Source organism: Streptomyces mangrovisoli (genome assembly GCF_000974985.2).
Taxonomy (GTDB): domain Bacteria; phylum Actinomycetota; class Actinomycetes; order Streptomycetales; family Streptomycetaceae; genus Streptomyces; species Streptomyces mangrovisoli.
In genome coordinates this window covers 116,847-140,914 of record NZ_LAVA02000019.1, presented here as the reverse complement: position 1 = coordinate 140,914, position 24,068 = coordinate 116,847, and the positions used below count along the sequence as shown (strand labels likewise).

Genomic DNA, 24,068 nt, shown 5'->3' with positions numbered 1-24,068 from the left:
GAAACCGCGCGGCGCGCCGTGGCAGCCTCGGTGAACGGGCCTCTCGCCGTCCCTGCCCGGGACGGCGAGAGGCCCACCGTTCTTGCGGCGGTCCACGCCGGCCGTGCGTCCGCAGACCCGAATTCAAGCGTCCCCGCACCAGGGGGTCCCGCCGGGACGGCACGTGTGACACTGACCCGGTGCGAGGGGACGGATCAAGACTGCGCAGAGCGGTACCGCCGGTCATAGCGGCGATCGGCGTGCTGGTGGCGCTGGCGGCGGGCCGGTCGCTGGCCGGGGAGGTGTCCGGCGCCCGGCGGATCGACGCCTCGCCGGTGCGGGTGCAGGGTGCCGTCGACCGGATCGTCCCGGTCAAGGGCGGTCGGACGTACCGCGTTTCGTACGAGGTCGACGGGAAGCACTACACCACCGGCGGGCTGCCGGTGGGATCGCACGGCACCGCCGCCGAGCCGTCGGTCGGCACCACGCTGTGCCTCGAGGCCGCCGCACGGCACCCGTCGACGGCGCGGCTGTGCGGACAGCGCTATCCGGGCGGCGACGACATGATCGCCACCGAGGGACTGATCGTCCTGGCGGGAACGGTGGTCGCGCTGATGGCCCTGACGTGGCATGTCGTGTACGGCCGCCCGGCCCGGCCCGCCCCCGCGGCCGTCACGCGTCGTCGGTCGGCAGGGCGTACAGACGCGGCAGGTTGACCACGATCGCCTCCTGCGTGCTGCGGGCGATGACCACCACGGCCTCCTCGGCCGGATCGGGGTTCTCCTCGCGGTGCGGCACGAACGGCGGGACGAAGATGTAGTCCCCGGGCGACGTGCGCAGCCGCACCTCCTGGGACTGCTCCCCGCTGTCGTCCAGGAACACGAACTCGGGGTGCCCGCTGACCACGTAGATGGCGGTCTCGGACTCGCCGTGGTGGTGGTCCGAGGACGCGGTCGAGGGGGCGACATGGGTCTGGCCCATCCACAGCTTCTCGGAACCCACCGTCTTGCCGCTGACGGCGGCGAACCGGCGCATCCCGCCGGTCTGCGCCGTGTCGCCGTCGAGGCCGTCGGCCCGGACATGGTGCAGCCGGGCGCTCAGCGGCACCGTGACGGGCGCGGCGGGCAGGTCGAGATGGGGGTGGAAGCCTTCACCGGGGGTCGTGCGGGGCGTGCTCATGCAAGCGACGCTAGGGCGGTCCCGAAAAAGATGTCAAGAGGTGGCTAATACGCTTCACCTGCGGCAATGTTGCCGCAACAACCACTGTGACGCATCCTCGACGCCTACCGCCGACGGCCTCTCATGCATGATGTGCGTATGCATATTTCCGCGAAGGCGGATTACGCCGCACGGGCTCTGCTGGAGCTCGCGGGCGAGCCGTCCCGCCCCCTGACCTGCGAGGCCATCGCCTCCGCGCAGGACATCCCGTTCCGGTTCCTGAAGTCCGTCGTGAGCGAGCTGCGCAAGGCGGGCCTGGTGCGCAGCCAGCGCGGGTGCGAGGGGGGCTACTGGCTCGGCCGGCCCGCCGGGGAGATCACCCTGCTCGACGTCGTACGGGCCGTCGACGGCGAGCTGATCACCCTGCGCGGCACGCCGCTGACGGGGCTCGACTACCCGGGCCCCGCCGCCGGACTGCCCGGCGTCTGGCGGCGGATCGAGGCGGACGCCGCGTCGCTGCTGGGCGGCACGACGGTCGCGCAACTCGTCCTGGCCGGGCGGGGCGAGAGACCGGCCCGCAAGGGTGCGGCGTGAGCGCCGCCGAGGACCCCTCCGGGCCCGGCGCCGACGGCGACTCCAGGGCCCTAGACGGCGTGGGCGACCCCTCCGCGCTCGAAGTCGTCGAGTACACCGACCCGTTGTGTCCGTGGTCCTGGGGCGCCGAACCGGTGCTGCGCCTGCTGCGGGCGTCGCTGGACCCGCGGGTCCGCGTCCGCCGGGTGATGTGCGTCCTGTTCGACGAGGACGACGACCCGGCCCCCGACCCCGTGGCGGAGACGGCCTGGTACGCCCGGTACGTCGCCGACATCTCCGCGCACACCGGCGCCCCGCACGCCGTGCGCCTGAGCCGGGTCGCCGCCGGCTCCTGGCCCTCCTCGCTGGTGGCCAAGGCCGCCGAACTGCAGGGCGACCGGGTCGCGGACCGGGTGCTGCGGCGGCTGCGCGAGACGGTGTTCGTGCTGGGCGAGCCCGCCGACACCCTCCCCCTCGCGCTGGCCGCCGCGCGGGGCGTGACCGGCCTCGACGAGGCCCGCCTCGCCGCCGACGCCGCCTCGGACGCCGTCCGCGAACGGGTGCGTGCCGACCGGGCCGAGGCGCGCCGCCCGCCGCCCGAACTGCTCACCGTGGCCGACGACTCGCCTCACCCCGGCGCCGCCAAGGAGACCGCGGACGGCGGACACCGCTACGCGCTGCCCACCCTGGTCCTGCGCGTGCCGGGCCGCCGTCGCGCGGTGCCCGGCTGGCGTTCCTACCACGCCTACGCCGCCGCCCTCGCCGAGCTGTGCCCCGCGGCCCTGCGGACGCCGGAGCCCCTTCCCGCGGCCGAGGCTCTGGAGTACCACCGGACCCTGACCGAGCCCGAACGGCGGGCGCTGACACGGGGGACGTGGCCGCCCGCGGGCGCCGTCCGGCTGGAGACCGGCAACGGCCCGCTGTGGCTGCACCCGGAGGAGGCCGCGGCCCGTCCGGCGGCCGCCCCGGGCGCCCCTGCGGGGGTCCCCGCCGCACCGCCCGTTCCCTGACACCTCTCTGACCTGCGGTCAGGCATCCGTCCACCGAATGAGACACCACAAGGTGTCCATTGACAGCCGCTCGCGGCTGCCCCCAGGATGTTCACCATGCTCCTCACGACGCACCCCGGCGTGGTGTGCCGCTACGTGGACCTGCGGCGCACCTCCAGCGCTCTCTGTCGCTGACCGACCGCCGCCTTCAGGCCGACGGCACCGTCCGCTTCCCGCGGCCGCGTCTCCAGCCCGTTCCCCGGCTGGGCCCCGCCCGTCGCCCGGCACCCCTCATCCCGCGTCCGGCTCCCCGGGCCCCGGCGTGCGACCGGACTCCCGCAGTCCCGCGCCGCCGACCGTCCTGAGGCCGACGCCGCCCGCTTCCCGCCCCGAAGCACTCCTTCGGCCTGCCCTGCTCCGGGAGACCCGGCCGCCGCCCGCGCGGCGCACCGGGCACCTCGTCCTTTGCCGCCCGGAGCGCGGGGCCGGCCTCCTTCGCGCCCCGATCGCTCCGTGCTGCCACGGGCCGGGGCCGTCAGAGAAAGAACGCCGCCATGTACGGACACCTCACGCCCCGCCGCTCCAGAGCGGATGCCCCGACGAACCGCCGGGCCGGCCGGCTGCGCACCGCCGCCCTCACCGCCGCCCTCGCCACGGTGCTGGTGCCCGCCCTCAGCGCCTGCGGCGGCGAGTCCTCCGCCGCGTCCGGCTCCGCGACCCTGAAGTGGGCGTCCTCCTACTTTCCCACCCACTGGGACCCGGTGGTCGGCGGCAGCGGCGCCCAGTTCCGCGAACTCTCCCTCGTCTACGCGTCGTTGACCCGCACGGACGAGAGCGGCAAGGCGGTCCCCGACCTCGCCAAGAGCTGGGACTACAACGCCAAGGGCGACGAGATCACCTTCCATCTGCGGCCGAACCTGAAGTTCAGCGACGGCACCCCGGTGGACGCGAGCGCCGTGAAGGCCGCCATCGAACGGGCCAAGAAGCAGAAGAACTCCGCCCTCTTCGGTGACCTCACCTCCATCAAGTCGGTGGACGCCAAGGGCCTCGACGCGGTCGTCCACCTCACCCAGGTCGACTACCAGATACCGCAGTTGCTCGGCGAGCGGGTGCTCCAGATCGCCAGCCCCAAGGCGGCGAAGTCCCCGGACAAGCTCGACCAGTCACCCGTCGGCGCGGGCCCGTTCATCGTCACGCAGCTGATCCCCGGCACCAAGGCCGTACTGAAGAAGAACCCGGACTACTGGGACGCGAAGAACATCCACATCGACAACGTCGAACTCACCTCGGCCCCCGACGCCTCCACGGTGGTGTCCGGACTGCAGACCGGGGTGTACAACTTCGCCGACATCCAGCCCAGTCAGGCGGCCGCCGCCAAGAAGGCCGGCCTCGACGTCTTCGTGCAACCGGGGTTCAACGCCGAGAACATCAGCCTCAACGTGAACAAGGCGCCGTTCGACAACGACAAGGTGGTCGACGCCGTCCGCTACGCCGTCAACCGCCAGGAGTTCGTCGACAAGCTCACCTTCGGCTACGGCTCGGTGACCAACCAGCCCTTCCCCAAGGGCTATGTGGCCTACGACCCGCAGTCCGCGGACGACTACCCCTACGACCCGGCCAAGGCCAAGAAGCTGCTGGCACAGGCCGGTTACCAGGCGGGCGACATCAAGCTGAACCTGGTGATCCCGGCCGAGGACCCGCAGGCCGAGATCGTGCAGTCCCAGCTCGGCAAGGTCGGCATCAAGGTCACCATCAAGATCGACAAGAACTGGGCCACGCCGTTCTTCGCCAAGGACCTCACCTTCTCGCTCTACGGCACCACCGGGCGCGACTCCGCGGTGCAGACCCTCACCGCCCACTTCGGTCCCAACGGCCCGCTCAACCTGAGCTCCCCGTACGAGCCCTCGGGCTTCGAGGCGGCCGTCGCCAAGGTCCGGCAGACCCCGCTGGACTCCCCGGACTACACCAAGGTGCTCCAGGCGGCCACCCGCGCCGGCCTCAAGAGCAAGGCGCTGGTGTTCACCTACTCCGCGCCGAACCTCATCGCCAAGAGCAAGTCGATCTCCGACCTGCCGAAGAACCCGGCCCACATCGACTGGACCGGCGTCACCATCTCCGGCAGCTGACACCGGATCAGGTGCGGTGAACGGGCCGGTCGCGCAACGCCGTTCACCGCACCACCACCCACAGAACCGAAGCGCCGACCCTCACAGACAAGGGGCACACCCATGACGACGACCGCGGCACAGGCCCCGCCCGACCGCCGTCGCGGGGGCGCCGTGGCCCGGACCCGGCACACGCTCGGCCGCGTCCTGGCCACCCTCGCCCGATCCGCCGCCATCTTCGCACCGGTCTTCCTGGTCGCGACGTTCGTGACCTTCGCACTGCGCTCCCTGAGCGGGCTCAGCCCGGCACGCATCCAGCTGGGCGAGGACGCGACCCCCGAGGCCATCGCCCGCGTCGAGGCCGCCTGGGGCCTGAACCGGCCCTTCCTCGTGCAGTACGGGGACTGGTTCCGCGGCGTCCTGCACGGGCAGCTCGGCACCAGCTGGACCAACGGCGCCGACATCTCCACCCTCATCGGGCTCGGCCTGGGCGTCAGCCTGTCCGTCGCCGGACTGGCCCTCGTCATCGGGGTGCTCGCCGGGTTCGCCCTGGGCACCCTGGCCGCCCTGAAGCGCACCACCTGGATCGACCGGGCCGTCACCGGCTTCGTCACCGTCGTCTCGGTGATGCCCGCGTTCGTCGTCGGCATCGTGCTGGTCGCCGTACTCGCCGTGGGACTGCACCTGTTCCCGGCCGCGGGATACGTGCCGGCCGCGGACGGGATCGGGCCGTGGCTCGCGCACATCACCCTCCCGGCCCTCGCCCTCAGCTTCGACGTCATCGCCGACGTGGCCCGCCAGCTCCGCGCGGGACTCGTCGCCGCCTACCGGGAGAACTACGTGACCGGCGCGGTCGTCCGCGGACTGAGCCCCCGCAGGGTCTTCCTCGTCCACGTGCTGCGCAACGGGCTCGGTCCCGCCCTCGCCACCCTCGGCCTCAAATTCCCCGCCCTGGTCGGTGCCTCCGTGGTCACCGAGTGGATCTTCGGGCTCCAGGGGTTCGGCCGGTTCGCCAACGACTCCGCCCAGGCCGGAGACGTACCCGCCGTGCAAGGAGTCCTCGTCGTGTCGATCGTCCTGGTCGTCGCCTTCAACCTCGTCGTCAACCTGGTGCTGGCCCGCGTGACGCCGGCCGCGCGGCGGGGGGTGTGACCCGTGGTCTCCCGCGTCCTCTCCCTCACCTCCGGCCGGGTCGCCGCCGCCGTCCTCGCCCTCATCGCCCTGCTGGCGCTCCTCGGCCCGTGGCTGGCCCCGCACGATCCCCTCGCGCAGAGCACCGCCACCCTGGCCGGGCCCTCCGGCAGCCACTGGCTCGGCACCGACCACCTCGGCCGCGACGTGCTCAGCCGTCTGCTCGCCGGCTCGCGCGTCAGCGTCCTCGGCTCCCTCGAAGTGGCCCTGGTGGCCCTGGCCGTGGGCGTGATCCCCGGCATCCTGTCCGTGCATCTCGGCCGGGTCTTCGAATGGCTCACGCTGCGCATCGCGGACACGCTGGTCGCCCTGCCCTTCCTGCTGTTCGCGGTCGCCGTCATCGCGCTGCTCGGCAACGGCATCACCCAGGCGATGCTGGTGACCGGGGCGCTGATCTCCCCGCTCTTCTACCGGGTGGCGCGCGCCGCGACGCTGACCGTCGCGCGGTCCCCGTACGTGGAGGCGGCGATCGTCTCCGGGGCCTCGGTCGGCTGGATCGTCCGCCGCCATGTGTGGGCCAAGGTGCTGCCGCCCATCGCGGTCGCCCTCGCCCAGACCATCGGCGTCGGCTTCGTGATCGTCTCCAGCCTCACCTTCCTCGGCATCGGCGTGCAGCCGCCTGCCCCCACCTGGGGCGGGCTGCTCGCCTCCGACCTCGGCTACCTCACCTACCAGCCGTGGGCGCCGCTCGCCCCCGCCCTGCTGATCATGGCCACCGTCTGGGCGGCCAACCTGCTCGCGGACGCCATCCGGGACGTGACCGGCGAGGCCGGCCGCGCCCTGATCGACGACCGCAAGGCCCGCGCCGCCGGCACCGGCCCGGCCGCCACCGCAACCGCCGGAGGTGCGTGATGACCATCCTGTCCCCGAAGACCGCCGTGCCGCCGGCCGCCGCCCCGGCGGACCTGCCCCGGGCCGCGGACCCCGCGCCCGCTCCCACGGGCCCCCCGCTCCTCGTCCTGGACGACGTGCACATCCGCGACCGGGCGGGCGGCCGGGACATCGTCCGCGGGGTCGGCTTCGAACTGACCCCCGGCAAGACCGTCGGCATCGTCGGCGAGTCCGGCAGCGGCAAGACCCTCACCTGCCGGGCCGCCCTCGGCATCCTGCCCCCGCACTTCGAGGTCGACCGCGGGTCGATCGCGATCGACGGCACCGACATCGCGACGCTGACCCCGCGGCAGTGGACGGACCTGCGCGGCGCCACCATCAGCGCCGTCTTCCAGGACCCCGCCTCCTACCTCAACCCCTCGATCAAGGTGGGCGCGCAGATCGCCGAGGTGGTCCGGGTCAAGCAGGGGCTGGGGCGCCGCGCGGCACGGCACCGCGCGCTCGACCTCATGGCCGCCGTCCAGCTGCGCGACCCCGAACTGGTCCACGGCCAGTACCCGTTCGAGCTCTCCGGCGGAATGCTCCAGCGCGTCCTGATCGCCGCCGCGATCGCCGCGGGCCCGCGCATCCTCATCGCGGACGAGGCGACCACGGCACTCGACGTGACCGTGCAGGCCGAGATCCTCGACCTGCTGGCCGACCTGCGCGAGCGGACCGGACTCGCGCTCGTCGTGGTCTCCCACGACCTCGCCGTCGTCGCCCAGCTGTGCGACGAGGTCCTCGTGATGCGGGACGGGAAAGTGGTCGAGCAGGGCCCCACCGAGACGGTGCTCCACACCCCCCGGCACGCCTACACGCGCCTGCTCATCGACGAGCACGAGAGCTACGGACTGGACCGGTTCCTCGCTCCCCGGGAGGCGGCGTGAGCACCATCCGACAGGACTCCGCCGCAACGGACGGCATCCGGCAGGAACCCGGCGCTCCGGACGGCCTCCACCAGGACCCCACCGCTGCGGACCGCGTCCGACAGGCCCCCGCCGCGGCGGACACCCCCCGCCGCCCGGTCCTCGCCGTCAGCGGCCTGGAGGTCCACCACGGGCTGCGGCGCAGGCGGCGGCGGGTCCTCGCCGACGTCACCCTCGACATCGCCGCCGGGGAGACCCTCGGCCTCATCGGGGAGACCGGCTCCGGCAAGTCCACCTTCGCCCGCGCCGTCCTCGGCCTGGTGCACGTCTCCGCCGGCTCGATCAGCGTCGACGGCGAGGACGTCACCGGGTACAACGCCCGGCAGTGGCGGGCACTGCGCCGCCGCGGTGTCGTCCAGTACGTCTTCCAGGACCCGTTGCGCAGCCTGGACCCCGACCTCACCGTCGAGGACTCGCTCACCGAGCCGCTGCTGCTGGCCGGCACGGACCGCCGCACCGCCGCCGGGCGCGCCCGGGACCTGCTCACCCGCGTCCGGCTGCCGCACGAGCTGCTGACCCGGCTGCCCGGGGAGCTCTCCGGCGGCCAGCGCCAACGGGTCGCCGTGGCACGGGCGCTGGCCACCGAGCCGCGGCTGCTCCTGCTCGACGAGCCGGTCAGCGCGCTGGACTCGGCCAACCGCGTGCACATCCTGGAGATCCTCAAGGAGCTGCGCGCCGCCGGTGTCGCCCTCGTGTTCATCTCGCACGACCTCGGCTCCGTCGCGGGCGTCGCCGACCGGGTCGCGGTACTGCACCGCGGTGAACTCGTCGAGACCGGGCCGGTCGCGGACGTCATCCGGGCACCCCGCCACCCCTACACCCGCCTGCTCGTCGGCTCCGCGCCGACCCTGCACACCCCGGCCGCGAGCCGCTCCGAACGGGCCGCCCTGCGCGCCCAGCTGGCCCTCTGACCCCCTTTCACAGACAGGAACCCCCATGCCCCGCACGATCCACCTCGCCCTGCACCCCTACGGCGTCGGCGGCCCCGGCCAGCACGGCCTGTGGAAGGACCCGCGCGTCGCCAAGAACGCCAGCATCGACATCAACTACTACATCCGGCAGGCGCAGGCGGCCGAACACGCCCTGTTCGACGCGCTGTTCATCGTCGACAGCCAGTTCATCAACGCCACCTACCCGGCCCACTACCTCAACCGCCTCGAACCGCTCACCCTGCTGTCCGCGGTCGCCACCCACACCCGGCACATCGGCCTGGTCGGCACGGCCAGTTCGACCTACAACTCGCCCTTCAACCTGGCCCGCAGGTTCGCCTCGCTCGACCACATCAGCGGCGGCCGCGCCGGCTGGAACGTGGTCACCAGTTTCGACACCGGCACCTCGAAGAACTTCGGGCTCGACGAACACCTCGACTACGCCACCCGCTACGGCCGCGCCCTGGAGTTCGTCCAGGTCGCCCGCGGCCTGTGGGACTCCTACGAGGACGGCGCCTTCCCGGCCGACGTCGAGCGCAACCTCTTCCTCGACCCGGCCCGGCTGCACGCGCTCGACCACGAGGGCGAGCACTTCAAGATCGCCGGACCGCTCAACCTGTCCCGCTCCCCGCAGGGCCAGCCGGTCATCTTCCAGGCCGGCGTCTCCGAGGAGGGCCGCGACCTGGCCGCGCGGGTCGCCGAGGGCATCTACGCGCCGGGCGGCTCCCTCCAGCAGGCCCAGGACTACTACGCCGACATCAAGCGGCGCACCGCCGCCCACGGCCGCGACCCGGAGCACATCAAGATCTTCATCCACGGCGGCCCGGTCGTCGCCGCCACCGACGAGGACGCCCGGCGCCGCGAACGGGAGATCTTCGAGGAGGACAACGACTTCGAGCGCAACCTCGCGCTGCTCGGCCGGTCCTTCGGCGCCTACGACTTCAGCGTCCACGACCTGGACGCACCCTTCCCCGACGTCGCCCACCTCGCCGAGAAGGGCGGCCGCACCGGCGCCGCGGGCATCATCGAGCGGGCCCGGGAACAGAACCTCACCCTGCGTCAGGTCGCCGAGTCCGTCACCGAGTTCCGCCGCTCGCCGTTCGTCGGCTCCCCGCACACCGTGGCCGACACCATCGAGCAGTGGTTCGAGGCCGGCACGTTCGACGGGATCAACCTCGCCTTCCGTACCGACGACGACCTCTCCCTGTTCGTCGACGGCGTGGTGCCGCTGCTCCAGAAGCGCGGCCTGTTCCGCACCGCGTACGAGGCCGACACCCTGCGCGGCAACCTCGGGCTGCCGGTCCCGGCCAACCGCCACACGCGCGAGCCCCAGCTCGCCGCCGACTGAGGGAGACCGGCATGACCGACACGACACCGGCCACCGGCACGCCCCGCTTCCGGCTGGGCTTCCTCACCCACGTCCAGGGCCGCGGCGACGACCTCGCCCGCACCTACCGCAACGCCCAGGACCTCTTCGTCGCCGCCGACGAACTCGGCTTCGACGTCGGCTGGGTGGCCCAGCACCACGTCCCCCTCGGCGGCGGTGGACTGTCCTCCCCGTGGACGTTCCTCGCCCACGCCGCCGCCCGGACCACCCGCATCCGGCTCGGCACCGCCATCACCGTGCTGCCGCTGGAGGACCCGGTCCGGCTCGCCGAGGACGTCGCGACCGTCGACACCCTCAGCGGCGGCCGCGTCGAGATCGGCGTCGGCAGCGGCTCCGACCCCACCGAGTACGCCGCGTTCGGCCAGGACGCGGCCCGCAAGCGGGAGTTGACCACCGAACACCTTCGGCTGCTGCGCCAGGCGCTGTCCGGCGACGAGGTGCGCACCCCCGGCTTCCGCATCCAGCCGACGCCGGGCGACTTCGAGAGCCGCATATGGCAGGGCGTGTTCAGCCGTGAGGGAGCCGCCCACGCGGCGGCCGCCGGCTCCCACCTCCTGCTGAACCGGGCCGCCTACGGCTACGACGAGCCCACCGACGCGGTGCAGCGCCCCTGGGCGGACGCGTTCCGCGCCGGCTGGGACCGGCCGCGCGCACCCCGCATCGGCCTGTCCCGGTTCGTGTTCCCCGCCAAGGACCGGCGCACCGCCCTGAGCCACATCGGCGACGACGTCCACCGCGCGGCCCTGCGCATGGCCGCGCACGGCGCCTTCCCCGCGGGCCTGGACGCCGACGAGGCGTTGCGCCGCTTCCACAGCTTCTACGGGCACCCCGACGAGATCGTCACCGCCCTGCGCGAGGAGAAGGTGCTGCCCGTCGCGACCGACCTCATCACGCAGTTCAACCCCGCCGTCCCCGACCACGACGCCGCTCTGCGCGCCCTCGAACTGATCGCGACCGAGGTCGCCCCCGCCCTGGGCTGGAAGCCCCGGGCCCGCACCGAACCCGCTGGAGTGTGACATGCCCGAACACCCCGAGTACGCCGACCACTTCGGCCCCGAGGGACTGCGCGTGCGCGGCACGGTCGTCGTGGTGCCCGGGCGCGGGGAGACCCCGGCCGCCTACCGCCGCCTGGGCGCGCGCCTGGCCGCCGACGCCTACCGGGTCCGTGTCGTGGCCGCACCCGATCTGGACGCCGACGACCTGACCGGCTCACTCACCCGCTTCGCCGCCCGGCTCACCGAGGCCGTCGACTCCGTCGCGGCGGTCGACGGCGGCGAGCGGTCCGACACCGGCGGGGCCGCGGGCGGCATCGTACGGCCCCTGGTCCTGCTGGGCAGCGACACCGGCGCCGCCGCGCTCGCCGCCCTGCTCGGCCCCGGGCGGTCCGACGGCACCGTCCCGGCGGCGGACGCGGTCGTCCTGGCCGGGCTGCCCGGCCGGGCCACGGCCGCCGCCGGCACCTGGGAGGACGAACTCGACGCGCGGACCTCCTGCCCCGCCCACCGCCGTACCCTCACCGACGACACCGGCGTGCGCAGAGGCGCGCTCAACGACACCGTGCCCGAGGCGCTGCTCACCGCCGTGCACGACGGCGGCCCGGCGGTCCCCACCCTGATCCTGGCCGGGGACGCCGACCCGCTCGCGGACCACGACGCGCTGCATCGCACGGTCAAGTCGCTGCCCCGCGCCCGCCTCTCCGTCGTCCGCGGCGCCCACCACGACGTCCTCAACGACCTCCAGCACCGGTCCGTGGCCGCCGAGATCGTCACCTTCCTGGAGACGCTGCGCGAGGACCTGGTACCGGTGGTCTCGGTGGCCGCCAGCGCCTGGTGACACCCGGGCCCGCCGGCACCCGGGCCCCCGCCCCGCCCGCGCGGCCACCCGGCCGCGCCCCATCCCACCCCGGAAGGTCCCTCCCATGGCCACCGTCCTGTCCGTCTCCGGCAGCCCCTCCGCCACCTCCCGCACCGCCCGCCTGCTGCGGCACCTCGACGACCGGCTGCGCGGCCACGGCCACCACGTGATCCCGCTGGACGTGCGCACCCTGCCCGCCGAGGCCCTGCTGGGGGCCGACTTCCGCCACCCCGCGATCGCCGAGGCCACCGCGCTCGTCGAGGCCGCCGACGGCCTGGTGATCGGCACCCCGGTCTACAAGGCCGCGTACTCGGGGTTGTTGAAGTCGCTGCTCGACCTGCTGCCCCAGTACGCGCTGACCGGCAAGACCGTGCTGCCGCTGGCCACCGGCGGGAGCACGGCGCACGTCCTGGCCATCGACTACGCGCTGCGCCCGGTGCTGAGTTCGATGGGCGCCGCGCACATCGTGCCGGGCTGGTTCACCCTCGACAAGGACGTCACCGTCGCCGAGGACGGCACGGTCACCGTCGCCCCGGGCACCGCGAGCGCGCTCGCTCAGGTCACCGACCAGTTCTCGGCGAGCCTGACCGCCCGCACGGGCGTCCTCGCGCAGGCGAGCTGAGACCGGCGTACCCCCGTCTCGACCGGTGTACCGCCGTCTCAAGCGGTGTACCGCCGTCTCGACCGGCGTACCCCCCTCTCAACCGGTCCGGTCCGTGCGGCTCTTGAGCCGGAAGGTGCGCCGGTAGGCGTCCGGGGGTACGCCGACCGCGCGGTGGAAGTGCCGGCGCAGGGTCGCGGCGGTCCCCATGCCGGTGGCGGCGGCGACCGTGTCGATGCCGTCGTCGCTGCTCTCCAGCAACTCCTGCGCGTGGCGGATGCGTTGGGTCAGCAGCCACTGCAACGGCGTGGTGCCGGTGACCGCGTGGAAGTGGCGGGTGAGGTGGCGCGAGCTCATCCCCGCGCGGCGCGCCAGATCCTCGACGGTCAGCGGCCGGTCCAGGCGCTCCAGCACCCAGGGGAACAGGTCGGCGAGCGGATGCCGGTCCGGGGCGGGCACGGGCGTGACCACGAACTGGGCCTGCCCGCCGTCCCGGTGCGGCGGTACGACGAGACGGCGGGCGACGGCGTTGGCGACCGCCGAGCCGTGGTCGAGGCGCACGAGGTGCAGGCACAGGTCCATCGCGGCGGCCTTGCCCGCCGAGGTGAGCACGCGCCCGTTGTCGACGTAGAGCACGTCGGGGTCCACGCTCACCCGTGGGTGGCGGGCGGCCAGGACGTCCGTGTGCGCCCAGTGCGTCGTGGCCCGCTGCCCGTCCAGCAGCCCGGCCGCGGCCAGCACGAACGCGCCCGTGCACAGGGACGCCACGCGCGCGCCCGCCGCGTGCGCGGCCCGCACCGCCTCGACCAGTTCCGCGGGGGGATCGACGTCGATGTCCGCCCAGCCCGGGACGATCACGGTGTCGGCGCGGGCGAGCCCGTCGAGACCCCGGTCGGGCTCCAGGCGGAACCGGCCGACCCGCACCGGTCCCGGTCCGCACACCGCGAGGTCGTACCAGGTGACGGGCGTGCCGTCCGGCGGAGAGCCGAACACCTCGTGGGCCAGGGAGAGTTCGAAGTGCAGCATCCCGTCGGTGACGGCCAGCGCGACAGTTCCCATGTCGGGAATTGTACGGGGCATGTCGTTCCCGACACTCGTGCGCGGGGTCGGCCGCCGCCAGGATGGACGCATCGGATCGGCGAGGAACGGGAGTGCACCATGGGGTCCAACGGCACGGTCGCGGTGTTCGGCGCGTACGGTCACACCGGCCGCTTCGTCGTGGCGGAGCTGGCGCGCCGCGGATACCGGCCGGTCCTGGCCGGGCGGGACGCGGGCCGTCTCGAAGCGCTCGCGAAGGAGTTTCCCGGGGCGGACGCGCGCCCGGCGTCGGTGGACGACCCGGCCGCGCTCGACCGCGCCCTCGCCGGGGCCGCGGCCGTCGTCAACTGCGCCGGCCCCTTCGCCGCCACGGTCGCCCCGGTGCTGGAGGCGGCGCTGCGCGCGGGCATCCCGTACGTGGACGTCGCGGCCGAACTGGAGGCCATCGCCGACACCTTCGCGGGCTACCGGGACCGGGCCCGCGCCGCGGGCGTGCCGGTCGTGCCCGCGATGGCCTTCTTCGGCGGCCTCGGCGACCTGCTGGCCACCGCCGCGGCGGGCGACTGGGCGGCGCCCGACGAGACGCACATCGCCTACGGACTCAGCGGCTGGCACCCCACCACCGGGACGCGGGAGGCGGGCGCGGTCTCCCGGCGGCGGCGCGGCGGGCGGCGCGCCGTGCACACCGGCGGGCGCCTCCAGTACCGCGAGGACGCCTCCCCTACGCTCACCTGGCCCTTCCCCGAACCGATGGGCCCGCGGGCCGTCGTCGGGGAGTTCAGCATGGCCGACATCGTCACGGTGCCCACCCACCTTCCCGCACCCGAGGTCCGCACCTACATGACGGTCGAGGCCGCCCGGGACGTGGCCGCGCCGGACACCCCCGCCCCGGCCGCGGTGGACGGCGAGGGACGGTCCGCGCAGACCTTCCTCGTCGACGTCGTCGTGCGCTCCGGCGACCGGGAGCGGCGCGCGGCCGCCTCCGGCCGGGACATCTACGCCGTGACCGCCCCGCTCGCCGTGGAGGCGGTGGACCGCGTCCTCACCGGCCGGACCCGCGTGGTGGGCCTGGCCTCGGCGGGCGCCATGTTCGACGCCGAGGACTTCCTGCGCGCTCTGTCCCCTCATGTCACCCTGCTGGACCTCCCGCGGCTCACACAGGGCGCCCCCGGCGTGTGCGGCGGCCTTAACCCCCGATGATCCGGCGCGGAGACACCGGCGTAATGAGCGGTTCGTACGGTCACGGGGAGTGAGATCGAGCCGAGCACAGTAGGGGAGGCGCCCGTGGCCGCGCCGGACTCGCAGACCGAGGGCACGACACAGGTGCGCACGGTCTGCTCGTACTGCGGGGTCGGCTGCGGCATGGTCCTCGACATCGGTCCCGGACCGGACGGGCGCCGCACGGTCCTCAAGGCGGCCGGGGACAAGCGGCACCCCGCCAACCACGGCCGGCTGTGCACCAAGGGAGCCACCACCGCCGACATGCTCGCCGCGCCGGGCCGGCTCACCACCGCACTGGTCCGTGCGGACCGCACCGAGGAACCCCGCCCCGCCCCGGTCGCGGACGCCGTCGCCGAGACCGCGCGCCGGCTGCGCGCCGTCGTCGACGAGCACGGGCCCGACGCGGTCGCCCTCTACGTGTCGGGCCAGATGGGCCTGGAGGCCCAGTACCTCGCCAACAAGCTGGTCAAGGGCTACATCCGGACCAACCAGATCGAGTCCAACTCCCGGCTGTGCATGGCGAGCGCGGGCACCGGCTACAAACTGTCGCTGGGCGCGGACGGGCCGCCCGGCTCGTACCAGGACTTCGAGAAGGCCGACGTCTTCCTCGTCATCGGCTCCAACATGGCCGACTGCCATCCCATTCTCTTCCTGCGGATGATGGACCGGGTGAAGTCGGCGGGCGCCAAGCTGATCGTCGTGGACCCGCGGCGCACCGCCACCGCCGACAAGGCGGACCTGTTCCTCCAGATCGCGCCGGGCACCGATCTCGCCCTGCTCAACGGCCTGTTGCACCTGCTGCACGCCGACGGCCACATCGACGAGGAGTTCATCGCCGCGCACACCGAGGGCTGGGAGGACATGCCGGCCCTCCTCGCCGACTACCCGCCCGCCGCCGTCGCCGCGCTGACCGGCCTTTCCGAGGACGACGTCCGCGAGGCCGCGCGGCTGATCGGCACGGCGGGGGAGTGGATGAGCTGCTGGACGATGGGCCTGAACCAGTCCACGCACGGCACCTGGAACACCAACGCCCTGGTCAACCTGCATCTCGCGACCGGCGCGATCTGCCGTCCCGGCAGCGGCCCGTTCTCGCTGACCGGCCAGCCCAACGCCATGGGCGGCCGGGAGATGGGCTACATGGGTCCGGGACTGCCCGGCCAGCGCTCGGTCCTCGCCGACGCCGACCGGGCCTTCGTCGAGGAGCTGTGGGAGCTGTCCCCCGGCACCCTGCGCGCCGACGGGGTCGGCAGGGGCACGGTCGAGATGTTCGACAAGATGGCCGACGGGGAGATCAAGGCCTGCTGGATCATCTGCACCAACCCGGTCGCCTCCGTCGCCAACCGCAAGACCGTCATCGAGGGCCTGGAAGCCGCCGAATTCGTCGTCACCCAGGACGTGTTCGCCGAGACCGAGACCAACGCCTACGCCGACGTCGTCCTGCCCGGCGCGCTGTGGACCGAGACCGAGGGCGTGCTCGTCAACAGCGAGCGCAACCTCACCCTCGCCCGGCCCGCCGTCGACCCGCCCGGCGAGGCCACGGCGGACTGGCGGCTGATCGCCGCCGTGGCACGGGGCATGGGCTACGAGGAGGCGTTCACGTACGACAGCGCCGAAGAGGTCTTCGAGGAGATCAAGCGGGCCTACAACCCGGTCACCGGCTGGGACCTGCGCGGAGTGACGTACGACCGGCTGCGCGCCACCCCGGTGCAGTGGCCGGCCGCGACCGCCGAGGGGCCCGACCGCAACCCGATCCGCTACCTCCAGGAGGACGGCACCCCGCGCTTCCCCACCGGCAGCGGCCGCGCGGTCTTCCACGCCCGCCCGCACATGCCGGCGGCGGAACTGCCCGACGACGACTACCCCTTCGTCCTCAACACGGGCCGCCTGCAACACCAGTGGCACACGCTGACCAAGACGGCCAAGGTGGCCAAGCTCAACCGGCTCAACCCCGGCCCCTTCGTGGAGGTGCATCCGCGGGACGCGGCCGAACTCGGCCTGGTGGACGGCGACTCGGTCGAGGTCGCCTCGCGCCGCGGCCGGGCCGTGCTGCCCGCCGTCGTCACCGACCGGGTGCGGCAGGGCTGTTGCTTCGCGCCGTTCCACTGGAACGACCTGTTCGGCGAGTATCTGAGCGTCAATGCGGTGACCAGCGACGCGGTCGATCCGCTGTCGTTCCAGCCCGAGTTCAAGGTCTGCGCGGTGTCGCTGACGAAGGTGGCCACACCGGTGTCGCTGCAGACCCCGACGGCGACGGGTGCGGGGGCCACGGTGCCCGGCTCGCCGATCACCGCCCCGGGACCGGCGTCCGTCGCGACCGCCGTGTCCGTCGCGTCTGCCGCACCAGCCGCGCCCGCCGTGTCTTTCGCGCCGGCCGGGAGCGGGGCGCTGCCGGCCGTTGCGCCCGTCCTGCCCGCCGGTCTGGAACCCGCCCCGGTGCCCGTCCTCGCCGAGCACGAGCGCCGCTATCTGACCGGGTTCCTCGCGGGCATCCCCTCCGGCGCGCCGGGCGTTCCGGTGCTGCCCCCGGACGCGCCGTTCAGCCCCGAACACGCCCTGTGGGTCAACGGGTTGCTGGCCGGGATGTACTCCCGGTCCGCCGCGGCCCCGACGTCCACGCGGTCCGCGGCCGACGGCGCCGGGCGGCCGCTCGCCGCTCCCGGGGCCGCACCGCACCGCCAGGTGGTCGTGCTCTGGGCCTCCCAGACCGGCAACGCCGAGGAGTTCGCCGCCTCGGCCGCGCGCCGGCTGACCGACGACGGGCATACGGCGGCACTGCTGCCGATGGCGGAGACCGACCCCACCGCCCTGCCCTCGGACGCCGACCTGCTGCTGATCACCAGCACCTTCGGCGACGGCGACGCACCGGACAACGGCGCCGGGTTCTGGGACGCCCTCAACTCGCCCGCCGCCCCACGCCTGGAGGGCAGGCGCTACGCCGTCCTGGCCTTCGGCGACTCCGCCTACGACGACTTCTGCGGCCACGGGCGACGACTCGACCGGCGGCTGGAGGAGCTGGCGGCCGTGCGGCTGGCCCCGCGCACCGACTGCGAACCGGACTACGAACCCGACGCCGCCGCCTGGCTCGACCAGGTGGTGACCGCGCTGCGCACCGACGAGCGGCCGCCACCGCCCGCTGCCGAGCACGCTCCCGCGCCGGCTTCCGCTCCGGCACGTACCCCCGCGGCGCCCCCGCCTCCGCCCCCGAGCCGCCCCGCCACGGTGACCGCCCGGCTCACCGGCAACCGCCTGCTCAGCCTGCCCGGCGCGGGCAAGGAAGTCAGGCGCTTCACCTTCGACACCCGCGACAGCGGCACACCCCTGCTCTACGAGGCCGGGGACGCCCTCGCCGTGCAGCCGGTCAACCGGCCGGACCTGGTGACCGAGTGGCTCGCCGTCACCGGACTCGACGCGGACGCGCCCGTGCGGATCGGCGCCACGGGCCTGGAGGCCGCCTTCTCCGAGGCGCTGTCGCGGCACCTGGACATCACCCGCGTCACGCCCGCTCTGCTGCGCTTCGCCACCGAGCGCATCCGCGACCCGCGCGAACTGCGCAAGCTGCTGCGGCCGGACAACAAGGGCGAACTGGCCCGCTGGACCTGGGGCCGCCAAGCCGTCGACGTCGTGGCCGAGTTGGGCGTCCGGGCCGCCGAGCAGGAGTGGGCCGAGGTGCTGGGCCGGCTCCAGCCGCGCCTGTACTCCATCTCCTCCAGCCCGCTGACCGACCCGCACCAGGTCTCCCTGACCGTCTCCGTCGTGCGCTACGAGAACCTGCGCGGCCGCCCCCGCCAGGGCGTGTGCTCCCCGTTCCTCGCGGACGCCGAGCCCGGTACCGAGGTGCCGGTCCGCGTCCAGCGGGCGCCGCACTTCCGCCCGCCCGCGCACGCCGCGGCACCGGCGGTGATGATCGGTCCCGGCACCGGGGTGGCGCCGTTCGTCGGCTTCCTGGAGGAGCGCCGGGCCCGCGGCCACCACGGCCCGAACTGGCTCTTCTTCGGCGAACAGCACCGGGCCACCGACTTCTACTACGAGGACGAGCTGACCGCCTTCCTCGCCGACGGCACGCTGACCCGCCTGGACACCGCGTTCTCCCGCGACCAGCGCGCCAAGGTCTACGTGCAGGACCGGATGCGCGAGCACGGGCCCCTGCTGTGGTCGTGGCTGCTCGACGGCGCCCACTTCTACGTCTGCGGCGACGCCTCCCGGATGGCCAAGGACGTCGACCTGGCGCTGCGTGAGATCGCCACCGTCCACGGCGGACTCGACGACGCCGAGGCGGCGGCCTACGTCAAACAGCTCACCGCGGACAAGCGGTACGTGCGCGACGTGTACTGACCACAAGCCGCCAGGGCCTGTCGTCACACTCCCGTCTGCCACGCGACGACAGGCCCTATGCTGGCGATGAGCGATCGCTCAGCCGCCCTTCGCCGGGTGCGCGGCTTCCCGGCGCGCGCAGCAGCGGACGGCGGCACGGAGGAGAGGCGGTGCCCGTGCCGGTCGTCGACGCCTGGATGCAGCACCCCACCCCGCGCCATCTGAACCACGAGATGTTCGCCTCCCTGCGCCGCTGGACCGGGCTCACCACGCTCGACGCGCCGCTGCCGGTCGAGGTCACGCTCGAAGCACTGGCCGAGGCGGATGTCGAGACCGGCCTGTCGGCCGCCTGGTACGGCCCGCAGGGGCCGCTGATCAGCAACGACGAGGTGGCCGCGTTCGTGGCCCGGTCCGGCGGGCGGCTGCGCGGCGTCGCCGGGGCCGACCTGGCCCGCCCGATGGAGGCCGTGCGGGAACTGCGCCGAGCCGTGGGAGAACTCGGCTTCGTCGCCCTGCGGATCGTGCCGTGGCTGTGGCAACTTCCGCCCACCGACCGGCTGTACTACCCGCTGTACGCCGCCTGCGTCGATCTCGGCGTGCCGTTCTGCACCCAGGTCGGCCACACGGGCCCGCTGCGCCCGTCCGAGACCGGCCGCCCGATCCCGTACATCGACCAGATCGCGCTGGACTTCCCGGAACTGACCGTCGTCTGCGGGCACATCGGCTACCCGTGGACCACGGAGATGATCGCCGTGGCGGACAAGCACCCCAACGTGTACATCGACACCAGCGCCTACACCACGCGCCGCTACCCCGCCGAACTCGTGGAGTACCTGCGCGGCCGGGGCCGCCGCAAGGTGCTGTTCGGCAGCAACTACCCCATGATCACCCCGGCCCGGGCGCTGGAGCACCTCGCCGACCTCGGCCTCGACGACGAGACCACCGAGCTGTTCCTGTCCGGCAACGCCCGCCGGATCTTCCGCCTCTGACGCCGACCGGTGCCGTACGTCCGTTCCAGAATCTCCACGAATGAGTGAAAGCCGCTGGTCAGGGGCGCTGGGAACCGGGTGTGCGGACCGTGCGGAGCGGCGGGCCGCCGGGGGGCTGCTTGCAACCGCGGGGGTGAGTGCGCGACGGTGGCCGCAGAACACCGGTTCACTCGCAGCAGGAAGGTGGTGAGGTGCGCACGGCGCGTGCCTCCATTTGTGTCTGCCTCACGCGGTTCCTCCGCCCGTCCGTCCTACGCCGACCTCAGGGTCGGAGCGACCTGGGCCGACGCCCCCTGTCCCGTGCTGGTCGTCGACCGGCACGGCGGTCTTGTCCGGATCAACGAGGCCGCCCGCGGGCTGCTCCCCGGCGCCGCCAGCGGTGACTGGCTGCACGAGCGGGTACCCACCTGGCTCGCCGGCGCTCACCAGCGCATCAGCGACGGACTGAGGAGCACCGCCTCAGGACCACTCGTGGGCACCATCGACAACCGTCTCTTCGAGGCATACCCGACCGCGGGCGACGACGGCGACGTCGTGTGGTGGCTGGTCGACGACAGCGGACGGCGCCGGGCCGAGGCCGCGCTGGCCGACGCGCAGTCGCGCAGCGAGGTCCTCGCGGAGGTCTCCAACGCGCTGCTGTCCACCCTGAACGTGCCGCGCTGCATGGAGGTGGCAGCCTCGATGGCCGCCGAGCATCTCGCCGAAGCGGCCGTACTCGTGGCCCCGCCGCAGGGCAGGCGCCACCCGCTGACCTTCGCGCTCCCCGGCGGGCCCGTCACCCAGGTCGCCCGCCAGATCGACGTCTCGAGCGTGCCGGGACTCGCCGAGGCCCTCCAGGGCTTCCCGCCCGTGCCCGCCCGCTGGATCAACCCCGACGACATCCCCGACTGGATCGTCCCCGACGGCTTCGCCGGCCCGGTCGGCTCGGTCATCGTCACCCCGCTGCCCGGCCACGGTGTGCCGGCCGGCGCGCTGATCCTGCTGCGCTCCAGCACCGAGCAGGCGTTCACCGAGAACGAGGAGATCTTCGCAAGGCTGCTCGCCTCCCGGGCCGGCGCCGCCCTCTCCGCGGCCCGCCTCTACAGCGAACAGGCCGCCATCACCGCCACGTTGATGCGCGAGCTGCTGCCGCCCACGCTGCGCAGCGTGCACGGCGTGGAGTACGCGGGCGGCTACCGCGCGGCGCGCGAGCAGGTGCGCGTCGGCGGCGACTTCTACGACGTGCACCCCGGCGCCGACCCGTCCCAGGAGACGTTCGTGGCGCTCGGCGACGTCGCGGGCAAGGGACTCGACGCGGCCGTACTGACCGGGAAGATCCGCAACACCCTGCACGCGCTGCTGCCGCTGGCCGAGGACCACCAGCAGGTCCTGAACCTGCTCAACGCGGCTCTGTTCACCTCCCACCACACCCGCTTCGCGACCCTGGTGCTCGCCTCCGTGCGGCGCCGCGGCGGCCGCGCGCACGTCCGGCTGACCAGCGCGGGGCATCTGCCACCCCTGATCGTCCGCAACGACGGCACGGTGGAGGAGGTCCCCACCCACGGCACCCTGGTCGGCGCCGTGCCGACGGTGACGGCGCGCACCGTCGACGCCGTGCTGGAGCCCGGTGAGACCTGCCTGCTGTACACCGACGGCATCACCGAGGCCCGCGGCGGACCGCTCGGCGACGAGTTCTTCGGCGAACGGCGGCTGCGCCGCGCCCTGTCCGAGTGCGTCGGGATGCCGGCCGAAGCGATCGTCGAACGGGTGCAGATGCTCGCCGCCCAGTGGGTAGGCGCGGGACGTCAGGACGACGCCGCCGCGCTCGCCATCCGGGCGCCGAAGGCCGGCCCGCTCGCGCTCGTCAACGGGCACGCGGGCGGCCGGAACAGCAGGAGGGACACGTGAACCACCCCACCACGACAGCCGGTCTGCAGGGCCGGCTGTGGGAAGCCGTGGCCGAAGGCGACGAGTACGCCGCCGTGGGGGTCGTACAGCAGGCGCTGGACGCCGGTGTGGACGACGAGGCGCTGCTCCTCGACGTGATCGCGCCCGTGCAGGAGCGCGTCGGCACCGAATGGGCCGCCAACCGCATCACCGTCGCCCAGGAGCACGCCGCCACCGCCATCAACGAGCGGGTCGTCGCCTCCCTCGCGCACCGGCGCCCGGCCCCGGGCCGCCGTACCCCCGACAAGGGCCGGGTCACGGTCGGCTGCATCGACGGCGAGTGGCACGCCTTCCCCGCCCGGCTGGTGGCCGAGGTGCTGTCCCTGCGGGGCTGGCGGGTCGACTACCTCGGTGCGCAGACCCCCACACCGCACCTGGTCGCCCATCTCCACCACACCAGCACCGACGCCGTGCTGCTGTCGGGCTCCCTGCCCACGCATCTGCCGACCGCGCACGGCGCGATCACCGCCTGCCAGGCCATAGGCGTGCCCGTGCTGACCGGTGGCCGCGCTTTCGGCCCCGACGGCCGTCACGCGCGGGCGCTGGGCGCCGACCGCTGGGCGGCCGACGCCCGGGGCGCCGCCGCCGTACTCGAAGCGGGCATCCCGCGGCCCCGCCTCGCGGGCATCCGGCAGGCGGCGGAGGATCTGCCGCACCTGGCCGACCAGGAGTACACGATGGTCGTCCGCAGCCGCGGGCAGCTGGTCAAGCAGACCCTCGTCGACCTCGAGAACCGCTATCCGGCCATGCGGGGTTACGACGACAGCCAGCGCGAGCGCACCGCGGAGGACCTCGCCCACATCGTCGACTTCCTGGCCACCGCGCTCTACCTCGACGACGCCGAGCTGTTCACCACGTTCCTCACCTGGACGGCCGACATCCTCCAGGCGCGCAACGTACCGGCCCACTCGATGGTGACCGGCCTCGACATCCTGGCCGGCCAACTCCGCGACTTCCCGCGGACCGTGGGCCTGCTGCACGCGGGCGTCGACGCCCTCCGCGCCCAGCCGAACCGTCCCGTCCCCGGCCCCGAGACCCGCGCATGACCAAGCTGCCACCCTCCGAGTTCACCCTCCGCGTCCTGGCCGGACCCACCGAGCTGACCGTGCGGCTGGCCGGGGAACTCGACTACGACACGAGCGACGACCTGATCGAGACCGTGCTGGAGCAGCTCGCCGCGCACTCCGAACTGCTCGACGTGCGCCTGGACTTCACCGACCTGACGTGGATCGACTCCACGGGCCTGTCCGTGCTGCTGATGATCCACCGGCGCACGAGCGCCGCGGGTGTACGGCTGCACCTGGACCACCGGCCGGACGTCCTGGAGCGGATGCTCCGGATCACGAACGTGCTCGACCACCTCACCGCACCGGTCGCCTGCTGCGCGGCTCCGGCCTTCGAGAGCGACGACGGGGACGGGAGCGAGGCCGAGGTCGACGGCGCCACCGGCGCGGGAGCGACCTGACACGCGCCCCCGGAGAGACCGGACACGCGACCCCGGCGCGACCCGACACGCGACCCGGGAGAGACCTGACCCCCGACCCCGGCGCCACCGCGCTCCGTCGGGTCAGGAAGCCCCCTGGTCGCCGCCGGGAGAGACGGCGCCCGTGCCCGTGCCCGCGACCGCGACCGTGAAGTAGGCCAGGGTGCCGCTGACCTCCAGCAGCCGGCTCACCGCGGGCCGCAGCGGACCGAGCAGGACCAGCTCGCGGCCGTCGGCCGCATGACGACGCCGGGCCTCCAGCAGCCCGTTGAGGAGCATGCTGTCGGCGAAGGTCACCTGGGACAGATCCACGGCCGTGGTGGGCAGCGCCGCCCGCTCCGCCTGCTCCCACGCCGCGTCGATGTCCTCGGCGTCGTCGAAGTCCAGCTCGCCCCGCACCGTGATCACGAAGATGTCCTGGTGGCGTGTGACGTGCACTTTCAATTCCGGAGCCGCGTGCATGGCGCCATCTTCACATCACCGCGCGAAGAGAGGCCAGCCCGCCCGGGAGTGAGTGTCCGTCATGGGCTCGACGGCC

At 73.7% G+C, this 24,068-nt stretch carries 21 protein-coding genes; 18 read left to right on the top strand and 3 right to left on the bottom strand.

The annotated features are described in order from the left end of the window. The first annotated feature begins 179 nt into the window (after positions 1 to 179). A complete protein-coding gene (locus WN71_RS10000) occupies positions 180 to 695 on the top strand; it encodes a hypothetical protein (RefSeq protein ID WP_143074825.1) in 516 nt (171 codons plus the stop codon). Here WN71_RS10000 and WN71_RS09995 read toward each other — a convergent pair. After that, positions 652 to 1,158, bottom strand: coding sequence for a cupin domain-containing protein (locus WN71_RS09995; RefSeq protein WP_046584625.1), 507 nt, complete (start codon positions 1,156 to 1,158; stop codon positions 652 to 654). The two genes, WN71_RS10000 and WN71_RS09995, sit on opposite strands and share 44 nt — an antisense overlap. Before the next feature lie 138 nt (positions 1,159 to 1,296). On the opposite strand from WN71_RS09995, the gene WN71_RS09990 reads away from it, so the two are divergent. From WN71_RS09990 to ssuE, 11 genes are all read left to right on the top strand, one after another. Beyond that, a complete protein-coding gene (locus WN71_RS09990; protein WP_046584626.1) occupies positions 1,297 to 1,731 on the top strand; it encodes an RrF2 family transcriptional regulator in 435 nt (144 codons plus the stop codon). 59 nt (positions 1,732 to 1,790) lie between these two features. Beyond that, positions 1,791 to 2,720, top strand: a complete 930-nt coding sequence (locus tag WN71_RS09985) for a DsbA family oxidoreductase (protein WP_046584643.1) — start codon at positions 1,791 to 1,793, stop codon at positions 2,718 to 2,720. Positions 2,721 to 3,253: 533 nt separating this feature from the next. Further along, positions 3,254 to 4,825 carry an ABC transporter substrate-binding protein gene (locus tag WN71_RS09980; protein WP_046584627.1) on the top strand — a complete coding sequence of 524 codons (1,572 nt, stop codon included), beginning with the start codon at positions 3,254 to 3,256 and terminating at the stop codon, positions 4,823 to 4,825. A gap of 102 nt (positions 4,826 to 4,927) precedes the next feature. Then, positions 4,928 to 5,956 (top strand): ABC transporter permease, encoded by a 1,029-nt coding sequence (locus tag WN71_RS09975; protein ID WP_046584628.1) that lies wholly within the window; start codon positions 4,928 to 4,930, stop codon positions 5,954 to 5,956. A gap of 3 nt (positions 5,957 to 5,959) precedes the next feature. Further along, on the top strand, positions 5,960 to 6,847 hold the full coding sequence (locus tag WN71_RS09970) for an ABC transporter permease (protein WP_046584629.1): 888 nt from the start codon (positions 5,960 to 5,962) through the stop codon (positions 6,845 to 6,847). Continuing rightward, entirely contained in the window at positions 6,847 to 7,752 is a 906-nt protein-coding gene (locus WN71_RS09965; protein ID WP_079177768.1) for an ABC transporter ATP-binding protein, read from the top strand. The genes WN71_RS09970 and WN71_RS09965 overlap by 1 nt, the downstream gene beginning before the upstream one ends. Positions 7,753 to 7,907: 155 nt before the next feature. Beyond that, positions 7,908 to 8,702, top strand: coding sequence for an ABC transporter ATP-binding protein (locus WN71_RS09960; RefSeq protein WP_046584645.1), 795 nt, complete (start codon positions 7,908 to 7,910; stop codon positions 8,700 to 8,702). A 25-nt stretch (positions 8,703 to 8,727) separates the two neighbouring features. Continuing rightward, complete coding sequence (locus WN71_RS09955) at positions 8,728 to 10,068, top strand: NtaA/DmoA family FMN-dependent monooxygenase (RefSeq protein WP_046584630.1); 1,341 nt, start codon at positions 8,728 to 8,730, stop codon at positions 10,066 to 10,068. 11 nt (positions 10,069 to 10,079) lie between these two features. Continuing rightward, positions 10,080 to 11,123 carry an LLM class flavin-dependent oxidoreductase gene (locus tag WN71_RS09950; protein ID WP_046584631.1) on the top strand — a complete coding sequence of 348 codons (1,044 nt, stop codon included), beginning with the start codon at positions 10,080 to 10,082 and terminating at the stop codon, positions 11,121 to 11,123. 1 nt (position 11,124) lies between these two features. After that, positions 11,125 to 11,940: an alpha/beta hydrolase gene (locus tag WN71_RS09945; protein ID WP_046584632.1), complete on the top strand. Its 816-nt coding sequence runs from the start codon at positions 11,125 to 11,127 to the stop codon at positions 11,938 to 11,940. Positions 11,941 to 12,025: 85 nt separating this feature from the next. Continuing rightward, positions 12,026 to 12,583, top strand: coding sequence for an NADPH-dependent FMN reductase (gene ssuE, locus WN71_RS09940; protein ID WP_046584633.1), 558 nt, complete (start codon positions 12,026 to 12,028; stop codon positions 12,581 to 12,583). A 78-nt stretch (positions 12,584 to 12,661) separates the two neighbouring features. On the opposite strand, the gene WN71_RS09935 is transcribed toward ssuE, so the two are convergent. Further along, positions 12,662 to 13,621, bottom strand: coding sequence for a helix-turn-helix domain-containing protein (locus tag WN71_RS09935; protein ID WP_046584634.1), 960 nt, complete (start codon positions 13,619 to 13,621; stop codon positions 12,662 to 12,664). A gap of 99 nt (positions 13,622 to 13,720) precedes the next feature. Here WN71_RS09935 and WN71_RS09930 point away from each other — a divergent pair, with 99 nt between their 5' ends. The 6 genes from WN71_RS09930 (at position 13,721) to WN71_RS09905 (ending at position 23,512) form a co-directional block, all read left to right on the top strand. Beyond that, the gene (locus WN71_RS09930) at positions 13,721 to 14,800 is read left to right on the top strand and encodes a saccharopine dehydrogenase NADP-binding domain-containing protein (protein WP_046584635.1); all 1,080 of its coding nucleotides are present in this window, start codon (positions 13,721 to 13,723) and stop codon (positions 14,798 to 14,800) included. A gap of 162 nt (positions 14,801 to 14,962) precedes the next feature. Then, on the top strand, positions 14,963 to 19,153 hold the full coding sequence (locus WN71_RS09925) for a bifunctional nitrate reductase/sulfite reductase flavoprotein subunit alpha (RefSeq protein WP_420856482.1): 4,191 nt from the start codon (positions 14,963 to 14,965) through the stop codon (positions 19,151 to 19,153). Between the two features lie 149 nt (positions 19,154 to 19,302). Beyond that, complete coding sequence (locus WN71_RS09920) at positions 19,303 to 20,121, top strand: amidohydrolase family protein (protein WP_240529617.1); 819 nt, start codon at positions 19,303 to 19,305, stop codon at positions 20,119 to 20,121. Between the two features lie 216 nt (positions 20,122 to 20,337). Then, a complete protein-coding gene (locus WN71_RS09915) occupies positions 20,338 to 22,008 on the top strand; it encodes a PP2C family protein-serine/threonine phosphatase (RefSeq protein WP_052742998.1) in 1,671 nt (556 codons plus the stop codon). After that, entirely contained in the window at positions 22,005 to 23,093 is a 1,089-nt protein-coding gene (locus WN71_RS09910; protein WP_046584638.1) for a cobalamin B12-binding domain-containing protein, read from the top strand. Before WN71_RS09915 ends, WN71_RS09910 begins: the two co-directional genes overlap by 4 nt. Further along, entirely contained in the window at positions 23,090 to 23,512 is a 423-nt protein-coding gene (locus WN71_RS09905; RefSeq protein WP_046584639.1) for an STAS domain-containing protein, read from the top strand. Before WN71_RS09910 ends, WN71_RS09905 begins: the two co-directional genes overlap by 4 nt. 102 nt (positions 23,513 to 23,614) lie before the next feature. On the opposite strand, the gene WN71_RS09900 is transcribed toward WN71_RS09905, so the two are convergent. Continuing rightward, complete coding sequence (locus WN71_RS09900) at positions 23,615 to 23,968, bottom strand: STAS domain-containing protein (protein ID WP_079177767.1); 354 nt, start codon at positions 23,966 to 23,968, stop codon at positions 23,615 to 23,617. Between the last annotated feature and the right edge of the window lie 100 nt (positions 23,969 to 24,068).